17 protein-coding genes and 6 tRNA genes are annotated in these 15,506 nt (G+C 74.5%); 13 read left to right on the top strand and 10 right to left on the bottom strand.

What is annotated here, in order from left to right; translation table 11 throughout:
• The first annotated feature begins 245 nt into the window (after positions 1-245).
• Complete coding sequence (gene cobA, locus AB0D44_RS24235; RefSeq protein WP_362594580.1) at positions 246-1,475, top strand: uroporphyrinogen-III C-methyltransferase; 1,230 nt, start codon at positions 246-248, stop codon at positions 1,473-1,475.
• A gap of 49 nt (positions 1,476-1,524) precedes the next feature.
• The gene (locus AB0D44_RS24230) at positions 1,525-2,343 is read left to right on the top strand and encodes an RNA methyltransferase (RefSeq protein WP_362594578.1); all 819 of its coding nucleotides are present in this window, start codon (positions 1,525-1,527) and stop codon (positions 2,341-2,343) included.
• Positions 2,344-2,371: 28 nt separating this feature from the next.
• On the opposite strand, the gene AB0D44_RS24225 is transcribed toward AB0D44_RS24230, so the two are convergent.
• The gene (locus AB0D44_RS24225; protein WP_362594576.1) at positions 2,372-3,562 is read right to left on the bottom strand and encodes a protein kinase; all 1,191 of its coding nucleotides are present in this window, start codon (positions 3,560-3,562) and stop codon (positions 2,372-2,374) included.
• A gap of 550 nt (positions 3,563-4,112) precedes the next feature.
• Here AB0D44_RS24225 and AB0D44_RS24220 point away from each other — a divergent pair.
• The 4 genes from AB0D44_RS24220 (at position 4,113) to AB0D44_RS24205 (ending at position 6,199) form a co-directional block, all read left to right on the top strand.
• The gene (locus AB0D44_RS24220) at positions 4,113-4,298 is read left to right on the top strand and encodes a hypothetical protein (RefSeq protein ID WP_362594574.1); all 186 of its coding nucleotides are present in this window, start codon (positions 4,113-4,115) and stop codon (positions 4,296-4,298) included.
• A 286-nt stretch (positions 4,299-4,584) separates the two neighbouring features.
• Positions 4,585-4,905: a hypothetical protein gene (locus AB0D44_RS24215; RefSeq protein WP_362594588.1), complete on the top strand. Its 321-nt coding sequence runs from the start codon at positions 4,585-4,587 to the stop codon at positions 4,903-4,905.
• An 11-nt stretch (positions 4,906-4,916) separates the two neighbouring features.
• A complete protein-coding gene (locus AB0D44_RS24210; RefSeq protein ID WP_362594586.1) occupies positions 4,917-5,843 on the top strand; it encodes a phosphotransferase in 927 nt (308 codons plus the stop codon).
• A gap of 65 nt (positions 5,844-5,908) precedes the next feature.
• Complete coding sequence (locus AB0D44_RS24205; RefSeq protein ID WP_362594572.1) at positions 5,909-6,199, top strand: zf-TFIIB domain-containing protein; 291 nt, start codon at positions 5,909-5,911, stop codon at positions 6,197-6,199.
• Positions 6,200-6,248: 49 nt separating this feature from the next.
• Here AB0D44_RS24205 and AB0D44_RS24200 read toward each other — a convergent pair.
• From AB0D44_RS24200 to AB0D44_RS24180, 5 genes are all read right to left on the bottom strand, one after another.
• A tRNA-Val gene (locus AB0D44_RS24200) sits at positions 6,249-6,323 on the bottom strand.
• Between the two features lie 47 nt (positions 6,324-6,370).
• Positions 6,371-6,442, bottom strand: a tRNA-Val gene (locus tag AB0D44_RS24195).
• A gap of 19 nt (positions 6,443-6,461) precedes the next feature.
• Positions 6,462-6,533 (bottom strand) — tRNA-Val (locus AB0D44_RS24190).
• A 1-nt stretch (position 6,534) separates the two neighbouring features.
• Positions 6,535-6,608: transfer RNA gene (locus tag AB0D44_RS24185), tRNA-Cys, on the bottom strand.
• Positions 6,609-6,649: 41 nt separating this feature from the next.
• A tRNA-Gly gene (locus AB0D44_RS24180) sits at positions 6,650-6,722 on the bottom strand.
• A 180-nt stretch (positions 6,723-6,902) separates the two neighbouring features.
• Here AB0D44_RS24180 and AB0D44_RS24175 point away from each other — a divergent pair.
• Genes AB0D44_RS24175 through AB0D44_RS24165 form a run of 3 tightly spaced genes read left to right on the top strand, consistent with a single transcriptional unit; the run spans position 6,903 to position 9,686 of the window.
• Entirely contained in the window at positions 6,903-7,967 is a 1,065-nt protein-coding gene (locus AB0D44_RS24175; RefSeq protein WP_362594570.1) for a chorismate-binding protein, read from the top strand.
• Positions 7,968-7,981: 14 nt separating this feature from the next.
• Complete coding sequence (locus AB0D44_RS24170) at positions 7,982-8,800, top strand: aminodeoxychorismate lyase (protein WP_362594569.1); 819 nt, start codon at positions 7,982-7,984, stop codon at positions 8,798-8,800.
• A gap of 43 nt (positions 8,801-8,843) precedes the next feature.
• Complete coding sequence (locus tag AB0D44_RS24165) at positions 8,844-9,686, top strand: GNAT family N-acetyltransferase (RefSeq protein WP_362594568.1); 843 nt, start codon at positions 8,844-8,846, stop codon at positions 9,684-9,686.
• Between the two features lie 33 nt (positions 9,687-9,719).
• Here the strand turns inward: AB0D44_RS24165 and AB0D44_RS24160 are convergent, their stop codons facing one another.
• Positions 9,720-10,214, bottom strand: coding sequence for a DsbA family protein (locus AB0D44_RS24160; protein WP_362594567.1), 495 nt, complete (start codon positions 10,212-10,214; stop codon positions 9,720-9,722).
• Between the two features lie 162 nt (positions 10,215-10,376).
• Here AB0D44_RS24160 and AB0D44_RS24155 point away from each other — a divergent pair, with 162 nt between their 5' ends.
• Both AB0D44_RS24155 and AB0D44_RS24150 read left to right on the top strand, forming a co-directional pair.
• Positions 10,377-10,826, top strand: a complete 450-nt coding sequence (locus tag AB0D44_RS24155) for a hypothetical protein (RefSeq protein ID WP_362594565.1) — start codon at positions 10,377-10,379, stop codon at positions 10,824-10,826.
• A gap of 112 nt (positions 10,827-10,938) precedes the next feature.
• Positions 10,939-11,112 carry a hypothetical protein gene (locus tag AB0D44_RS24150; RefSeq protein WP_362594563.1) on the top strand — a complete coding sequence of 58 codons (174 nt, stop codon included), beginning with the start codon at positions 10,939-10,941 and terminating at the stop codon, positions 11,110-11,112.
• On the opposite strand, the gene AB0D44_RS24145 is transcribed toward AB0D44_RS24150, so the two are convergent.
• Together AB0D44_RS24145 and AB0D44_RS24140 are read right to left on the bottom strand one after the other, a co-directional pair.
• On the bottom strand, positions 11,053-11,673 hold the full coding sequence (locus AB0D44_RS24145) for a CGNR zinc finger domain-containing protein (protein ID WP_362594561.1): 621 nt from the start codon (positions 11,671-11,673) through the stop codon (positions 11,053-11,055). The two genes, AB0D44_RS24150 and AB0D44_RS24145, sit on opposite strands and share 60 nt — an antisense overlap.
• Before the next feature lie 213 nt (positions 11,674-11,886).
• Positions 11,887-12,300: an SsgA family sporulation/cell division regulator gene (locus AB0D44_RS24140; protein ID WP_030011909.1), complete on the bottom strand. Its 414-nt coding sequence runs from the start codon at positions 12,298-12,300 to the stop codon at positions 11,887-11,889.
• 199 nt (positions 12,301-12,499) lie between these two features.
• Here AB0D44_RS24140 and AB0D44_RS24135 point away from each other — a divergent pair, with 199 nt between their 5' ends.
• Positions 12,500-12,940: a TIGR02611 family protein gene (locus AB0D44_RS24135; protein ID WP_362594559.1), complete on the top strand. Its 441-nt coding sequence runs from the start codon at positions 12,500-12,502 to the stop codon at positions 12,938-12,940.
• 57 nt (positions 12,941-12,997) lie between these two features.
• A tRNA-Val gene (locus AB0D44_RS24130) sits at positions 12,998-13,069 on the top strand.
• A gap of 66 nt (positions 13,070-13,135) precedes the next feature.
• On the opposite strand, the gene AB0D44_RS24125 is transcribed toward AB0D44_RS24130, so the two are convergent.
• A complete protein-coding gene (locus tag AB0D44_RS24125; protein WP_362594557.1) occupies positions 13,136-15,472 on the bottom strand; it encodes a hypothetical protein in 2,337 nt (778 codons plus the stop codon).
• Positions 15,473-15,506 lie beyond the last annotated feature (34 nt).

Genomic DNA, 15,506 nt, shown 5'->3' with positions numbered 1-15,506 from the left:
GGCCCGCTGTCCGGCTCGCCGGCGTGTGCGGCCCCCCCGCCGGCGTGGCCGGCGCGGGGCGGGGCGGAGCCCGGTTTCGGGAAGGGGCGGGGAGGGGAATGCCGCCCGCAGGGCCCGCCCCGCGCCCGCGCACACCCCGCGCCGTATGGTGGACCCCACCACATAACCGCACGTCAGTACCCCCGCCGCTCCAACGCCGCAGCGGCAAGCCGAACGACGACCGCCGCATCAGGAGCCGCACCGCCATGGCTGAACACCCCGCGTACCCCGTCGGTCTCAGGCTGGCCGGCCGCCGCGTCGTCGTCATCGGCGGCGGACAGGTCGCCCAGCGCCGCCTCCCCGCACTCGTCGCGGCCGGCGCCGACGTCCTCCTGATCTCTCCCTCCGCCACCCCCTCTGTGGACGCCATGGCCGAGACCGGGGAGATCCGCTGGGAGCGCCGCCGCTACGAGGACGGCGACCTCGCCGGCGCCTGGTACGCGCTCATCGCCACCCGGGACCGCGCGGCCAACGACCGCGCCTCCGCCGAAGCCGACCGCGAGCGGGTCTGGTGCGTCCGCGCCGACGACGCCGAGGCCGCCACGGCCTGGACCCCGGCCACCGGCCGCGTGGAGGGCATCACCGTCGCCGTGCTCAGCGGCAACGACCCCCGCCGCTCCGCCGCCGTCCGCGACGCGGTCGTCGAGGGCCTGCGCGACGGCTCCCTCACGGCCGCCCGCCCGCACACCCCCGGCGTCTCCCTCGTCGGCGGCGGACCCGGCGACCCCGACCTCATCACCGTGCGCGGCCGCCGCCTCCTGGCCGAGGCCGACGTCGTCGTCGCCGACCGGCTCGGCCCCCGCGACCTCCTCGACGAGCTCCCCCCGCACGTCGAGGTCATCGACGCCGCGAAGATCCCGTACGGCCGGTACATGGCCCAGGAGGCCATCAACAACGCCCTGATCGAGCACGCCAAGGCCGGCAAGGCCGTGGTCCGCCTCAAGGGCGGGGACCCGTACGTCTTCGGCCGCGGCATGGAAGAGCTCCAGGCGCTCGCCGAGGCCGGCATCCCCTGCACCGTCGTCCCCGGCATCTCCAGCTCCATCTCGGTGCCCGGCGCCGTCGGCATCCCCGTCACCCACCGCGGCGTGGCCCACGAGTTCACCGTGGTCAGCGGGCACGTCGGCCCCGAGGACCCGCGCTCCCTCGTGGACTGGGCCTCCCTGGCCAAGCTCACCGGCACCCTCGTCATCCTGATGGGCGTGGACAAGATCGGCTCGATCGCCGAGGCCCTCGTACGGCACGGGAAGCCCGCCGGGACCCCGGTCGCCGTGGTCCAGGAGGGCACGACCGCCACCCAGCGCCGGGTGGACGCCACCCTCGCCACGGTCGGCGAGCGGGTCCGCGCCGAGGAGGTCCGCCCGCCCGCCGTCATCGTCATCGGCGAGGTCGTCGGCGTCCTCGACCCCGGCGCCCTTCCCAGCACCAGCGCCTGAGCATCCTCTGGCCGTTGGCACCGCACCCAGGACAAGGCAGTATCACCCTGTGGCTGATCTCATCACCGTCGAGGACCCCGACGACCCGCGCCTGCGCGACTACACGGGCCTGACCGACGTCGAACTCCGGCGCAGGCGCGAACCCGCGGAAGGCCTCTTCATCGCCGAGGGCGAGAAGGTCATCAGACGGGCCAAGGACGCCGGGTACGAGATGCGCTCGATGCTGCTCTCCGCGAAGTGGGTCGACGTCATGCGCGACGTCATCGACGAGCTCCCCGCCCCGGTCTACGCCGTCAGCCCGGAGCTCGCCGAACGCGTCACCGGCTACCACGTGCACCGCGGCGCGCTCGCCTCCATGCAGCGCAAGCCGCTGCCGACGGCCGAGGAACTCCTCGCCACCACGCGCCGCGTCGTCATCATGGAAGCGGTCAACGACCACACCAACATCGGGGCCATCTTCCGCAGCGCCGCCGCCCTCGGCATGGACGCGGTCCTGCTGTCGCCCGACTGCGCGGACCCGCTCTACCGCCGCTCGGTGAAGGTCTCCATGGGCGCGGTGTTCTCCGTCCCCTACGCCCGCCTGGACGCCTGGCCCAAGGGCCTGGACTCGGTCCGCGAGGCCGGCTTCAAGCTGCTGGCCCTGACCCCGCACGAGAAGGCCTCGCCCATCGACGTGGCCGCACCCCAGTCCCTGGAGCGGGTCGCGCTGATGCTCGGCGCCGAAGGGGACGGGCTGTCCACGCAGGCGCTGGTCGCCGCCGACGAATGGGTGCGCATCCCCATGGCGCACGGCGTGGACTCCCTGAACGTGGGCGCCGCCGCCGCGGTGGCCTTCTACGCGGTGGCCCAGGGCCGCGCCGGCGCGTAACCGCGACGCGGGCTCCCGGGAGCCCCGGTCAGAACTTCTGGGCGGCGGCGATGCCCAGGGCCACGATCAGCGTCACCACGACGAACACGATCAGCCGCTGCCGCATCAGCTTGGGGTCCGGCCGCGAAGGCCGCCGCCCCGTTCCCGTCGTACGGGGGCCCGGGCGGCCGCCCGTACGCCCCGCCGTCGGCCGGGAGGGCGGGCCGCCCGGAGTGCGCGGGTTGCGGGAGGACGAGGGCCGCGAGTGCGGTCCGCTCTGCGAGCCGCCCTGGCCCCGCGGCGGGGTGGAGCCGCCGGTTCGACGCTCCGTGCGCTGGTCGGCGTACTCCTCGGTGAGCCGCCCCGTCGGCCGCTCGACGCGGGCGCGCTGCGCGGGCGGGCGGCCGTCCGACAGGCCCTGCGCCTCGCGGGCCGCGATCTCCTTGAGCCGCATCGACAGCTGGAGCGTGCTGGGCCGCTCCTCGGGATCCTTGGCCAGGCAGGCCCGTACGAGGGGCGCGAGCGCGTCCGGGACCCCGACGAGGTGGGGCTCCTCGTGCACCACCCGGTACAGCATGACCTCGGAACTGCCGTGTCCGAAGGGGGAGTCGGCGGTCGCCGCGTAGGCGAGGGTGGCGCCGAGGGCGAAGACGTCCGTCGCGGGCGTGACCGCGGCGCCGCGCACCTGTTCGGGCGCGAGGAAGCCGGGGGATCCGACGGCCGTTCCCACGTGGGTCAGGGTGCTCGCCCCGGTGGCCCAGGCGATCCCGAAGTCGATGATCCGCGGGCCCTTGGGGGAGAGGAGGATGTTCGAGGGCTTGAGGTCCCGGTGGACGACCCCCGCCTCGTGCACGGCGACCAGGCCCTCGGAGAGCGCGGCACCGATGGCGGCGATCTGCGCGGCCGTCAGGGGGCCTTCCTCGGCCACCTTGTCGTGCAGGGATGGCCCGGGGACGTACTGGGTCGCGAACCACGGCCGCTCGGCCTCCAGATCCGCCGCCACCAGGCGTGCGGTGCACCCGCCCCGGATGCGGCGGGCGGCGGACACCTCGCGGGCGAACCGGGAGCGGAACTCCTGGTCCTCGGCCAGGTCCGGCCGGATGACCTTGAGCGCGACGCGCTGCCCGCGCCGGTCCGATCCCAGGTAGACCACGCCCATGCCGCCGGCGCCGAGCCGTCGGTGCAGTCTGAACGAGCCGACGACACGCGGGTCCTCGCGCCGGAGCCGCATCATCGCCATGTCCACCCCGCTGACCGGTCGTCCTGTTGACGTGGCACAGCTTACGGACGATCCGGCATGTGCGCTCAGAGGCCGCGCCCTCGCCGGGAGATTCGATTGTCAGTGCGGAGCGGCACACTTGAGGGGTTCTCAGCTGTCCGGCCCCGCCGGAGCACCGGCGCGGCCCGTTTGATCAATCCGGCTTTCGGGCAAGGGGGTTGGGCGATCTTCGCCGTCCGCACCCGGTCCGGCCGTGCCGGTACGCCGCGGATCGGCCAGTGGATCACGCCCGTGCCGTGTCGGCGGTCACGCAGGAACAGGGAGTGACGGAAGTGAGCGAAGTCACCACCCTGCGCTGACCCCCTCCGGGAAGACCCCGACACTGGGGGAGCCGTCTCCACCCAGGGGAGTACACCGACCGGCGCCCGTCATCCTCCCGGAGGCCCGCCAATGGGTACGAGGGCATGAGGCCGCAGCCCCTGTGCGCGCCTAGTGTTGAAGACAAGCGGCGGGTGGCGCACTCGTCCCCCGAGGTCAAAAGCCCGCCGCTGCCAACGACAGGGAGAGGACCATGGCGGACGTCGTACGGCAGGGACGCAAGGCATTCGCGTTCAACGGCCATGAGTCCGGTACGCGCCACCCGCTGGTGGCCGCTGCGATGGTGCTCCCCCTGGCCGCCCTCCTGCTCTTCCTCTTCGGAGGCTTCGAGCAGGTGGCGGCACAGGCGTCGTCCGTGGGTTCGATGCTGGGGCGCTGAGCGGCGCCACGGCCCGGGAGAGCGGCCCGGGAACCGGCCCGTCACACCCCGTGGGGACGGGGGCGTGACGACGGACGGCAGGTGAAGGGTGCTGCCCGTACGACTGGGGAGTCGGACGGGCAGCACCCTTTTTCATGGGCTCTCCTGCCGCTCGTCGTGCCGCTTCTCCTTCCCTTCCCTTCCCTTCCCCTCCCCTTCCCTTGCCTTCCGCCTTCTCCCCGCTTACCTCCCGCTTCCACGCCGCGCCGTCCTGCGCGTACGCTCGTGCCGCACGAGGGGAGGGCACGTGACGTCCGACGGCACCACCTGGCGGCTGCTGCGCAGGGGCGCCCTGCTGGGCACCGTCACCGTCACCGAGGCCGATTTCCCCTGGCTGCGCGGCAGGTTCGCGCCCGAACCGGCCTTCGCCGAGGTCAAACCCTGGTTCGACGAGGTCCTCGCCCTGATGGCCGCCGGCGAATACGGCGAGCGCTTCGACGCCGCGTACGAGGTCATCGCGCGGGCGCTCACCCTCGCATCGCCCACCGGCCCGGTGGCCGAGTTCCTGCTGCACATCGACGGGGAGGAGGCCTGGTTCCGCTGGAGCGACGAGCCGTTCGCGCCCTGACCCCCCGCGCCCTGCCCGCCGCCCTCGCGGCCTGGGGCGCGGGCGGCCGCGCCCCGGGGGCGTACCAGGTGCTCGCCGACCGGCCCGACGGCACCCTCGTGCGCCACGGCGACACCGTGGCCAAGGCCCATGCCGCGGACAGCGACCGGCAGGCCCTCGCCGCCCGGCTGCGCATCGCCGGGGCGACGGCGCTGGCCGGGGTGCTGCTGCCGCCGCTGCGCACCGGCTCCCTCCACGGCAGGCCCGTCTCCCTGTGGCCCTACGGGGCTCCGGTGGATCCGCAGCGCCCCGAGGACGCGCCCTGGGAGGAGGCCGGCCGGCTCCTGGCCGCCCTGCACCGCACCCCGCCCGACGGACTCCCGGGCCCGGTCCCGCCGATGCGCGGACCGGCCAAGCTCGCCCGCGCCCTGGACCGGCTGGCGCGGGCGCAGCCGCTGGGGACCGAGCCCGGTGCCCTGCGCGCCGTACGGGCCGCCGCCCGGTCCCTGCCGGCCTGGGCGCGCGGCGAGGCGCCGCCCCCGGCCGGCGGGGCCCTGTGCCACGGAGACCTGCACCTGGGGCAGTTGGTGCGCCATCCCGCCCCGGCGGGGGCCTGGCTCCTCATCGACGTCGACGACCTCGGGGTCGGCGCGCCCGCCTGGGACCTGGCCCGCCCGGCCGCCTGGTACGCCGCCGGGCTGCTCGACACCGCCACCTGGCTGCGCTTCCTCGAGGCCTACCGGTCCGCGGGCGGTCCGGCGGCCGGTCCGCCCGGCAGCGACCCCTGGCCGGAACTCGACCTCGCCGCCCGGGCGCTCACCGTGCAGACGGCGGCGCTGTCCCTGGCCAAAGCGGCGCGAGCCGGCCGCCGACTCGACGACGAGGAGCGGCTGATGGCGGACGCCTGTGCCCGCATCGCAGCCCTCCTACCCGACTTGGAGTCCGAGCCTCCCCCGTAGGGTGAGGCTCCCGCCATCGGGCATGCATCCGATGGCGACGTCCACGGCGAGGAGTTGATCCGGTCATGCAGTGTCCGAAGTGTCACGCCATGATGCACACCTACAACCGCAACGGGGTCCAGATCGAGCAGTGCAGCGGCTGCCGCGGCATCTTCCTCGACTACGGCGAGCTCGAGGCGCTCACCCGCCTGGAGTCCCAGTACACCGCCCAGCAGTACGGCCAGGTCCCGCCGCCCCCCGTGCCCCCGGCCCCCTACCCGGCACCGGCTCCCGCGTGGGGCGCCCCGCACCACGGCGGCCACGGCCACCACGGCCACCACAGGGGCGGCTTCGGCCGGATGCTCTTCTCCTCCTGAGGGGAGGAACGCGAAAGCCCCGGCCGTCTCGACGGCCGGGGCTTCCCGGTGGTGCGCGATACTGGGATTGAACCAGTGACCTCTTCCGTGTCAGGGAAGCGCTCTCCCGCTGAGCTAATCGCGCGGGAACGGCCTGAAGCCGCAGGTGGAACATGTGGTGCAGGTGCTGCGTGCGCGATACTGGGATTGAACCAGTGACCTCTTCCGTGTCAGGGAAGCGCTCTCCCGCTGAGCTAATCGCGCGGAGATCCTTGCGGATCAGTGGACGATACTGGGATTGAACCAGTGACCTCTTCCGTGTCAGGGAAGCGCTCTCCCGCTGAGCTAATCGTCCTTGGAGGTGGAGACGGGATTTGAACCCGTGTAGACGGCTTTGCAGGCCGTTGCCTCGCCTCTCGGCCACTCCACCATGGAGCTGCAGGGGTTCTCGGGAAGAAATCCCCCACTTCGAGCGGACGACGAGACTCGAACTCGCGACATCCACCTTGGCAAGGTGGTGCTCTACCAACTGAGCTACGTCCGCAGGTCACCGCGTTTGCTCCGGGGTTTTGCCCCTTCGCTCCCTGGCGACGTGTTGAACTCTAGCGGATTCCGGGGCCAGCTCAAAAACGCGTTTCCGCAGCGTGCTGCCGCTCGATCACCGGCGGTCACCCCGCTGTCACCTCACCGGCGCCGCGGCGCCACCGGTCATAGACTCGCAGCCGTGCACGACCTGCCTCCCCTGGCCCGCTTCGGCGGCCTCCTCGCGACCGACCTCCGAGACGTCACCGGCGATCCCGCGGCCCTGGACTCCACCGGCTTCTGGGCGGTGACCGCCGACTTCGAAGGGCGGCTCGTCTGCGCGCGCTTCGGAGACATACGCCCCGACCCCGTCCCCACGCCGCGACCCGGCGCCTGGCGGGGCCCCGACGCCGACCAGTGGTCCACCTCGCTCGACCGCGCCGCGTACACCGCCGGCGTCCGCCGCATCCGCGAGCACATCGCCGCGGGCGAGGTCTACCAGGCCAACCTCTGCCGCGTGATGTCCGCGCCGCTGCCCGATCCGGCCGGTGCCGACGTGGACGCACTCACCGCCCTGCTCGCCCGCGGCAACCCCGCGCCCTACGCAGGAACGATTCGGCTCCCCGCCCACGGCGTCGAGATCGCCACCGCCTCCCCGGAGCTCTTCCTGCGCCGGTCCGGCCGCCGCATCGAGTCCGGCCCCATCAAGGGCACCGGCCGCACCGTCGCCGACCTGCTCCCCAAGGACCACGCCGAGAACGTGATGATCGTGGACCTCGTCCGCAACGACCTGGGCCGGGTGTGCGCCACCGGCTCCGTCACCGTCCCCGAGCTGTGCGCCGTCGAGGAGCACCCGGGCCTGGTCCACCTCGTCTCCACGGTCAGCGGCGTGCTCGCCGACGGCGCCGGCTGGCCCCAGCTGCTCGCCGCCGCCTTCCCGCCCGGCTCCGTCACCGGGGCGCCCAAGTCCTCCGCCCTGCGGATCATCGAGGCCCTGGAGACCGCGCCGCGCGGCCCCTACTGCGGCGGCATCGGCTGGGTCGACGCCGACCGGGGCACCGCGGAGCTGGCCGTCGGCATCCGCACCTTCTGGATCGACCGGGAGGCCCCCGGCGGCCCCCGCCTGCTGTTCGGCACCGGCGCGGGCATCACCTGGGGCTCCGACCCCGACCGGGAATGGGCGGAGACCGAACTCAAGGCCGCCCGCCTGCTGCGGGTAGCGTCGGGGGCGCAGGAGGCAGGACGAACGGGACGTACGGGACTGTGAAAGGAGCCGCACGCATGAGGATCTGGCTCGACGGAGCGCTGCGGGACGTGGACGGCGCGAAGGTGTCGGTCTTCGACCACGGGCTGACCGTGGGAGACGGCGTGTTCGAGACGCTCAAGGCGGAGCGCGGGCAGGCCTTCGCGCTCACCCGCCACCTCGAGCGGCTGACCCGCTCGGCGCGCGGCCTCGGCCTTCCGGACCCCGACCTCGACGAGGTGCGCCGCGCGTGCGCGGCCGTCCTGGAAGCGAACCCGATGCCGTTCGGGCGGCTGCGGGTGACCTACACCGGCGGGGTCTCCCCCCTCGGTTCCGACCGCGGGGACGCGGCGCCCACGCTGGTCGTCGCCGTCGCGGAGTCCGTACGGCGCCCGGACACCACCGCCGTCGTCCGGGTGGACTGGGTACGCAACGAGCGCTCCGCCGTGGCCGGCCTGAAGACCACCTCGTACGCGGAGAACGTCGTGGCCCTCGCCACCGCCGCCCGCGCCGGGGCCTCCGAGGCGCTCCTCGCCAACACCGTGGGACGGCTCTGCGAGGGCACCGGCTCCAACGTCTTCATCGTGCTCGACGGAGAACTGCACACCCCGCCCCTGGCATCGGGCTGCCTCGCCGGCATCACCCGCGCCCTGGTCGTCGAATGGGCCGGGGCCAAGGAGACCGACCTGCCCTTCGAGGTGCTGGAGCAGGCCGAGGAGGTCTTCCTGACCTCCTCGCTGCGCGACGTCCAGGCGGTCCTGCGGATCGACGGCCGGGAGCTCGCCGCCCCCGGCCCGGTCACCGCCGAGGCCATGCGGATCTTCGAGGCGAAGGCCGGGGCCGACCTCGATCCGTGAACCCGGTGTACGCGGGGCCGCCGGGCAGGTACAACACGAGGTGATGACCACCACCCTGCGGCCCGCACAGCCGCTCCAGCAGCACAGTGACGGCACCCGCTCACGGACGTACGAGGTCCGGGTCAACAGCCGGCACGTCGGCAGCCTCGAGCTCGCCACCCGCTCGGCCGCACAGCCGGAGGTCGGTGTGATCCGGGGGCTGCGGATCGACGAACCGGACCGGCGGCGCGGGCGCGGCACGGTCGCCGCGCTCGCCGCCGAGGAGGTGCTGCGCTCCTGGCGCTGCACGAGCATCGCCGTGTCGGTACCCGCCGACGCGGCGCCGGCGCTGCGGATGGCCGAGGCCCTCGGCTACCGCGTGACCGGCCGGGTCCAGGTCAAGGAGCTGCCGGCCGCACCGCCCGCCCTCCCGCCCGGCGGCAGCGGCCGGGCCATGACCCGGACCGAGTACGACGCCTGGCAGGAGCGGGCCGTCCTGGAGTACGCCGACCACCTGATCCGGCCCGGGACGACCGCCGACCAGGCCCTGGCCGCGTCCCGCGCGGAGCACGCCGTGCTGCTGCCGGCCGGGCGGGACACCCCCGGCTCGGCGTTCCTCCTGCTCCAGGCGCCGGACGGGGCGATCCTGGGCACCCTGTGGGTGGGGGAGCGCGACCTGCCGGGCCTCGGCCCCGCCCCGTACGTGTGGGACGTCGCCGTCGCCCCCGAGCACCGGCGGCGGGGGCACGGGCGCACCCTCATGCTGCTGGCCGAGCACGCCGCCCTGGCGGCGGGAGCCCGGCGGCTGGGCTTGCACGTCCACGAGGACAACACCCCGGCCCGCCGGCTGTACGCGTCGCTCGGCTACCGGGACTTCATGGTGAACGCCGCGAAGCAGCTGACCTAATGCTCTGACCGGCGAACCTTTCCGGTCCCAGCACTAGCCGGCGAGCAGGCGGTCCGCGATCTCCTCGATGCGGGCGCGCAGGCCCTCCTGGCTCTTGCCGCCGTCCAGGCGCTCGCCGCCGATCACGTAGGTCGGGGTGCCGGTGACGCCGATCGCCTTGCCCTCGGCCTGGTCGGCGTCGACGATCAGGATGTGCCGTCCGTCGATCAGGGCGGTGTCGAACTCCTCGACGTCCAGGCCGAGTTCACGCGCCACGTCCAGCAGGACCGGCTCGCCGCGCTCGCCCAGCTCCGCGGTGCGCGCCAGCACGGCCTCCGCGAACGGCCAGCCCTGCCCCTGCTCCACGGCCTCCTCGGCGGCCTGCGCCGCGGCGAAGGCGTGCTTGTGCTTCTCCAGGGGGAAGTGGCGCAGCCGGATGTCCAGCCGGTCGCCGTAGCGGGCCCGCAGGGCGCGTACGTCGTCGAGCGCGCTGTGGCAGTCGGGGCACTGGAGCTCGCACCAGACGTCGAGGATCACGGAATCGGTCATGGGGACAGTCTCCCAGCCCCGGTGTACCGACCGGGACCCGAGGAGGAGGCGCGACCCGGAGATCTCCCCGAGATCCGTCCGCGGGGGGCCGTGCACCTGGCCCGCGGGGCCACGGGCGGGGCACGATGGACGGGGACAGACCGCCCACACCTGGAGGACCGCATGCTCGCCGAGACCATTTGTTCCGCGGTGTCCGCGGCGGGCCTGGGCATCGCCGCGCTGACCGCCTACCGCAGGCGCTTCCTGGCCGCCGCGCGCATCGCCGCGTACGCGCTGGTACCCGTCGGCCTGGTGCTGACCGGTGTCGTGGAGTGGGTGTCCGGGATGGTCTTCAATCCGGCCGTCTGGGCCGGCTTCGCCCTGCTGGGGCTGTCCTGGCTGCTGTTCATGACCACCCGCGCCGTCGAGCGCCGCAGGCTCGGCGGGTCCGGGAAGCCGGCCAGGGCGGCCAAGGGGAGCCCGGCCCCGGAGGCCGTGGCCCCGGGCGCCTCCGCACCCTCGCTCGGCTCCGGCGCCCGCTCGCGGCCCGCCGCGGGCGGGAAGCCGCAGGCCGCCGCTGCGGCGGACGACTTCTCCGACATCGAGGCCATCCTCAAGAAGCACGGGATCTGAGCGGCCGCAGCGGCCCCGGAGCGCCGCGGTCCACGAAATCGGGCGAACTCCCGGGCGGAAAATGGCGTGTTGAGGGACGGATGGCGGCGAGCTGCGCCATCATCGCCCCGACATGCTCGAAACATCCCAGAGTGAGCCCTCGGTGCCCGCGCCGGTACCCGCCCCTGTCGCCGAGGAGCCGCGAGGCTGCCTCTTCGCGCTCTCCCAGCCGCCCCTGATGATCTTCCTAGCCGTGATCGGCGTCCTGCTGCTGCTGGCCGCCGTGCACGACCTCTTCCTGCTCTGAGTGCCCCGCGTCGGCTTCCTTGCGCCGGGCCCGGTACGCCGCCACGTGCAGCCGGTTGCCGCAGGTCCGGCTGTCGCAGTAGCGCCGCGAGCGGTTCCGGGAGAGGTCCACGAAAGCGCGCCGGCAGTCCGGGGCCTCGCAGCGGCGCAGCCGTTCCTGTTCGCCGGAGACCACGATGAAGGCCAGGGCCATGCCCCCGTCGGCCGCGAGGTGGTCGCCCACCGAGGCGCCCGGCGCGAAGTAGTGCACGTGCCAGTCGTAGCCGTCGTGGTCGGTGAGCTGCGGGGTCGTGCCGGCCGTCGCCACCAGCTCGTTGATCAGCACGGAGGCCGCACGGGCGTTCGGTGCCGCGAAGACCTGGGCGAACTTGCCGCGCACCGTGCGGACCCCGGCCAGGTCGCGGGCGCCGAGCTCGCCGACGTCGCTGATCGAGTACTCCTGCACGAAATCACGCAGCGCGCTGATGTCGGAGAGCCCGTCGGGCTGGTCCGCCTCGGCCGCGGTGTTCACCAGCGCGACGACGACGTCGAGCGCGCGACGGGTGTCGTGGGGGATCTGCACGGGGTCTCCCTCAAGGGCCGGGCCTGCGGCGACGGGCTGCCGCCGCCGATGGGGGCCGACTCTAGCGGGTACTCGGCCGAGAGGGCCGGGCACGCACACCGGCGCCGTCCGCGCGGATGGCTCCCGCGTGGACAGCGCCGGCACTGCCTATGTGGTTGTCCGGCGCACACCGTCGCCCCGAGTCGGACGGTGTCGCGCGGCGGAGGGCCTGGCTCAGCTTTCGGCCAGGATGTGGGAGAGCTCCTTGTCGAGGTCGAAGTGCCGGTGCTCGGTCCCGGGCGGGACCGCGGCGTCCGTCCGCTTGAGGAACGACTCGAGTGCTCGGGCGGGTGCTTCGAGCAGCGCTTCTCCCTCCGGTGAGCTCAGGGCGATGCAGACGACGCCCTGACCGTGGCTGCGGGAGGGCCAGACGCGGACGTCGCCGGTACCGGTGGGCCGGTGCAGGCCCTCCGCGAGGAGGTCGCGGGCGAACACCCATTCGACCGTCTCCTCGGCGCCGGTGTGGAAGGTGGCGTGCACGGCGTAGGGGTCGGCCGTGTCATACCGCAGGCCCGCGGGAACAGGCAGTGAGGACTCGCTCGACACAACGAGGCGCAGGTGCAGCTCGCAGCTGACCGTGGTGTTCATAAGCGCCAGGGCCTTTCGCTCAGTGTGCGCTCGGGGATTCGCACGTCGGCGAAATCGACATGCCACCTACGGTGCCGTTGTAAACCCCTCTGACCGTTTTGCGGACCTCTGGGTCCCTCGGACGGCGGATCCAAACGGTCATTCGCGTGTGCTTCGGGCTCCGCTGGATTCTGCTTCCGGCTCCGGTAGATTCGCTCTCATGAATACGGGGAGTGACCGCGAGAACGAGTCCGTTGGCAAGGGGCCGGAGCCGGCCGCCGATGAGGCGGAGCACGTCTCGAAGGCGCCCGCCTTCATCAAGGCCCGCCGGAGCCTGCACCTGAGCTGGCAGGTCGGTGTCTTCGTCGTCGGCCTGGCGGTCATCGGGGCCGGCGTCGCCATGCTCGTCCTGCCCGGCCCCGGCTGGGTCGCGATCTTCGCGGGCCTGGCGATCTGGGCCACCGAGTTCGCCTGGGCGCACCTCGTCCTGCGCTGGACCAAGCGCAAGGTCACCGAGGCGGCGCAGAAGGCGCTCGATCCCAAGGTCCGCCGCCGCAACCTCGTCCTGACCACCGTGGGCCTCCTGATCGCGGGCGCGCTGATCGGCTTCTACCTGTGGAAGTACGGGCTCGTGCTGCCCTGGAACCTCAAGGACCAGTGATCGGCCGGTGGTGGTCATGGAGCACCGCTGACATGCGGTAATGTTTGCGGTGCGTCCGGGCGATTAGCTCAGTGGGAGAGCACTTCGTTCACACCGAAGGGGTCACTGGTTCGAACCCAGTATCGCCCACCCGGACCAAGGGCCCGGAGACTTTCACCGTCTCCGGGCCCTTGGCGTTTCCGCGGTCCCGGCAGGTCACCCGAGCCGCCCGATCGCGTCCTTCAGGCGCCGGGCCTCGCGCAGCCGCTTCTCGTACGTCGCCCCCACCGCCAGCAGCAGCAGGCCCGCCAGGGCCGGCGGCACCCAGCGCGGCAGCGCCCCCGCGATCTGCACCACGTACGGGGCCAGCTCGTGCAGCGCCACCGCCGCAAGCACCGCGCCGCCCAGCAGCAGCGGGGCCTGGAGCCGCCGGTGGGCGCCCGCCAGGGTCACTCCCAGCGCGGCCAGGCCCAGCAGCAGCGGGCGCAACCAGCTCGCCGTCCCGGTCGGGGAACCGCCGAAGACGGCCAGCAGGCTCGGCAGCAGGGTCGCGGCCAGCCCCGGCCCGTACGCCGTCCACGAGGACGCCGCCGGGTCCGTACGCCGCCGCAGGAGGCCCAGCACGAGGGCGGGCACCGTCACCGGCAGCGTGTACGCCTCCGGGGCCGTGACCCCTGCCTGCGCCAGCCGCACCCAGCTCGCCGCCGCGAACAGCGCCCCCGCCGCCCAGCCCAGCGCCCGCCGGTCGGCCCGCACCGCGGCGCCCGAGCAGATCACCGCGGCCAGGGCGAGGACCAGCGCGAGGGTCCCGGCGCGGCCCGTCGACAGGACGACCGCCAGGATGCCGGCCGCGCCCGCGGCGATTTCGGCGGGCACCCGCACCGCGCCCAGCTTCGGCCCGAGCGCCGCCACCACCGCCGGCACGGCCAGGACCGGCAGTGCCCACCAGACCACCGCCAGGTCCGACACGGCGGCCGCCGCCACCAGCAGCCCCGTGGCGTACCCGACGGCGCACACCGCCGCCCCCGCCCGCACCGGGCGTGGAGCGGGCCCGTAGGCCGCTCCTGCCGCGCAGAGCGCGCCCAGCAGCCCCCACACCGCGAAGGTGGCCGCCCGGCCGTCCAGCGCGCCCAGGGACACGCTCACGGCCCCGAGCAGCGCGCACCCGGCGGCCGTCAGCCCGGCCGCGCGCTCCCGGGTGCGCAGGGCCGCCACCGCCGCGGCGCCCGTCACCGCCGTCTGGGCGGCGAACACCGCCGCCACCGGCAGGCCGAGCAGCTCGGGGGCCGTGAACAGCCCCGCCCAGGCCAAGATCACCGCCGCCGTCCCCGGCTCCGGCCGCGGCGACACCCGCGACAGCCACCGGCCGGCCCCCGCCGCCATCAGCAGCGTCACCGGAACCGCCGCCCCCGGCCAGTACGGGTCCCGCGCCGGGGCCGTCGCCGCCCACACCTCGTCGAGCACCCCGACCCGGTCCACCAGGGTCGAGGCCGCCGCCGCCCCGGCCGCCAGCGCGGCCAGGGCGGCCACCGCCGAGCCCGCCAGCGCCAGCCCCCGCCGTACCGGCTCCGGGACCGCGCGGACCCGTACGACGGCGAGCAGCGGGAGCGCCACCACAAGGTGCGCCGCCACCACCCAGGCGCCCCCGGAGAGCAGACCGGTCAGCGCGGGGCGCGCCACCCCGCCCAGCGCGACCACCGCCGCCACACCGCCCGCCAGCGCCGCGGCCCAGGCGCGCGGCTCCCGCCACGCCGCCGCCGTACCCAGCGCAGCGGCCGCCAGCAGCAGCCCCGCCGGGGCCAGCGCGGCGCCCGCCGAGGCCGCCGACCAGGACCCGGTCGCGCCGATCAGCAGCGCCCCCGCCCCCAGCACCGCCGCCGGGACCGCAGCCGCCCGGGCCCGCAGCGCGAGCGCCGCGTCCAGCGCCGCCGTCGCCAGCAGCGCCCAGCCGAGCTCCTGCGGTCCCGCCTGCGCCGCCAGCGCGGCCAGCGGCAGCGGGAACTGCGCCGCGAGCACCGCCGCCGGCAGCGGGATCCGCAGCGTGCGCAGCGCGGAGCCGTACCCGGCCCACACCGCCGCCAGGACCGCCGCCGCCCCGGCCGCGTACGCGGTGCCGTCCGTGCCCGGCAGGCCGACCGCGTACAGGGCGTAGGCGTCCAGCACGGTCAGCAGCAGCCCCACCGCCGCCACCGACTCCGCCGTCGAGGCCAGCCCGCGGCGCAGCAGCGGCACCGGCGCGGCCAGCGCGGCCGCCGTCACCGCGGCCAGCACCGCCGAGCGCCCCGCGATCCCGAGCGACCCCCAGCTGAGCAGCGTGAAGGCCAGGGCGGCCACGGCCAGGAGCACCGCGCCCAGGGTCAGCAGGACGTTCTGCGCGCTCGGCGCCGAGGCCTCCTTGGGGTGCGCGGGCGCCGCGGGAGCCCAGGCGAGGGGAGCCGGAAGCCGCAGCAGCCAGTCGCGGCGGCCCAGCAAGTAGAGGCGCCGGGCATCGAGTTGAGCCAGCTCACGGTCGATGAGCGCCAGCTCTTCGGCCGGCGGCAGAGGGGTGTTCATGGTTCGCAGTGTGGCGGCCGTCACCCCCTCGGGA

This window comes from Streptomyces sp. NPDC048349 (assembly GCF_040651925.1).
Taxonomy (GTDB): Bacteria; Actinomycetota; Actinomycetes; order Streptomycetales; family Streptomycetaceae; genus Streptomyces.
This window is presented reverse-complemented; position numbering and strand designations above follow the sequence as displayed.

Coding starts and splice junctions, on each gene's coding strand:
- AB0D44_RS24160 (WP_362594567.1), bottom strand. CDS start 10,214: ATGACCGATTCCGTGATCCTCGACGTCTGGTGCGAGCTCCAGTGCCCC.
- AB0D44_RS24155 (WP_362594565.1), top strand. CDS start 10,377: ATGCTCGCCGAGACCATTTGTTCCGCGGTGTCCGCGGCGGGCCTGGGC.
- cobA (WP_362594580.1), top strand. CDS start 246: ATGGCTGAACACCCCGCGTACCCCGTCGGTCTCAGGCTGGCCGGCCGC.
- AB0D44_RS24205 (WP_362594572.1), top strand. CDS start 5,909: ATGCAGTGTCCGAAGTGTCACGCCATGATGCACACCTACAACCGCAAC.
- AB0D44_RS24165 (WP_362594568.1), top strand. CDS start 8,844: ATGACCACCACCCTGCGGCCCGCACAGCCGCTCCAGCAGCACAGTGAC.
- AB0D44_RS24125 (WP_362594557.1), bottom strand. CDS start 15,472: ATGAACACCCCTCTGCCGCCGGCCGAAGAGCTGGCGCTCATCGACCGT.
- AB0D44_RS24140 (WP_030011909.1), bottom strand. CDS start 12,300: ATGAACACCACGGTCAGCTGCGAGCTGCACCTGCGCCTCGTTGTGTCG.
- AB0D44_RS24135 (WP_362594559.1), top strand. CDS start 12,500: ATGAATACGGGGAGTGACCGCGAGAACGAGTCCGTTGGCAAGGGGCCG.
- AB0D44_RS24220 (WP_362594574.1), top strand. CDS start 4,113: ATGGCGGACGTCGTACGGCAGGGACGCAAGGCATTCGCGTTCAACGGC.
- AB0D44_RS24225 (WP_362594576.1), bottom strand. CDS start 3,562: ATGGCGATGATGCGGCTCCGGCGCGAGGACCCGCGTGTCGTCGGCTCG.
- AB0D44_RS24150 (WP_362594563.1), top strand. CDS start 10,939: ATGCTCGAAACATCCCAGAGTGAGCCCTCGGTGCCCGCGCCGGTACCC.
- AB0D44_RS24170 (WP_362594569.1), top strand. CDS start 7,982: ATGAGGATCTGGCTCGACGGAGCGCTGCGGGACGTGGACGGCGCGAAG.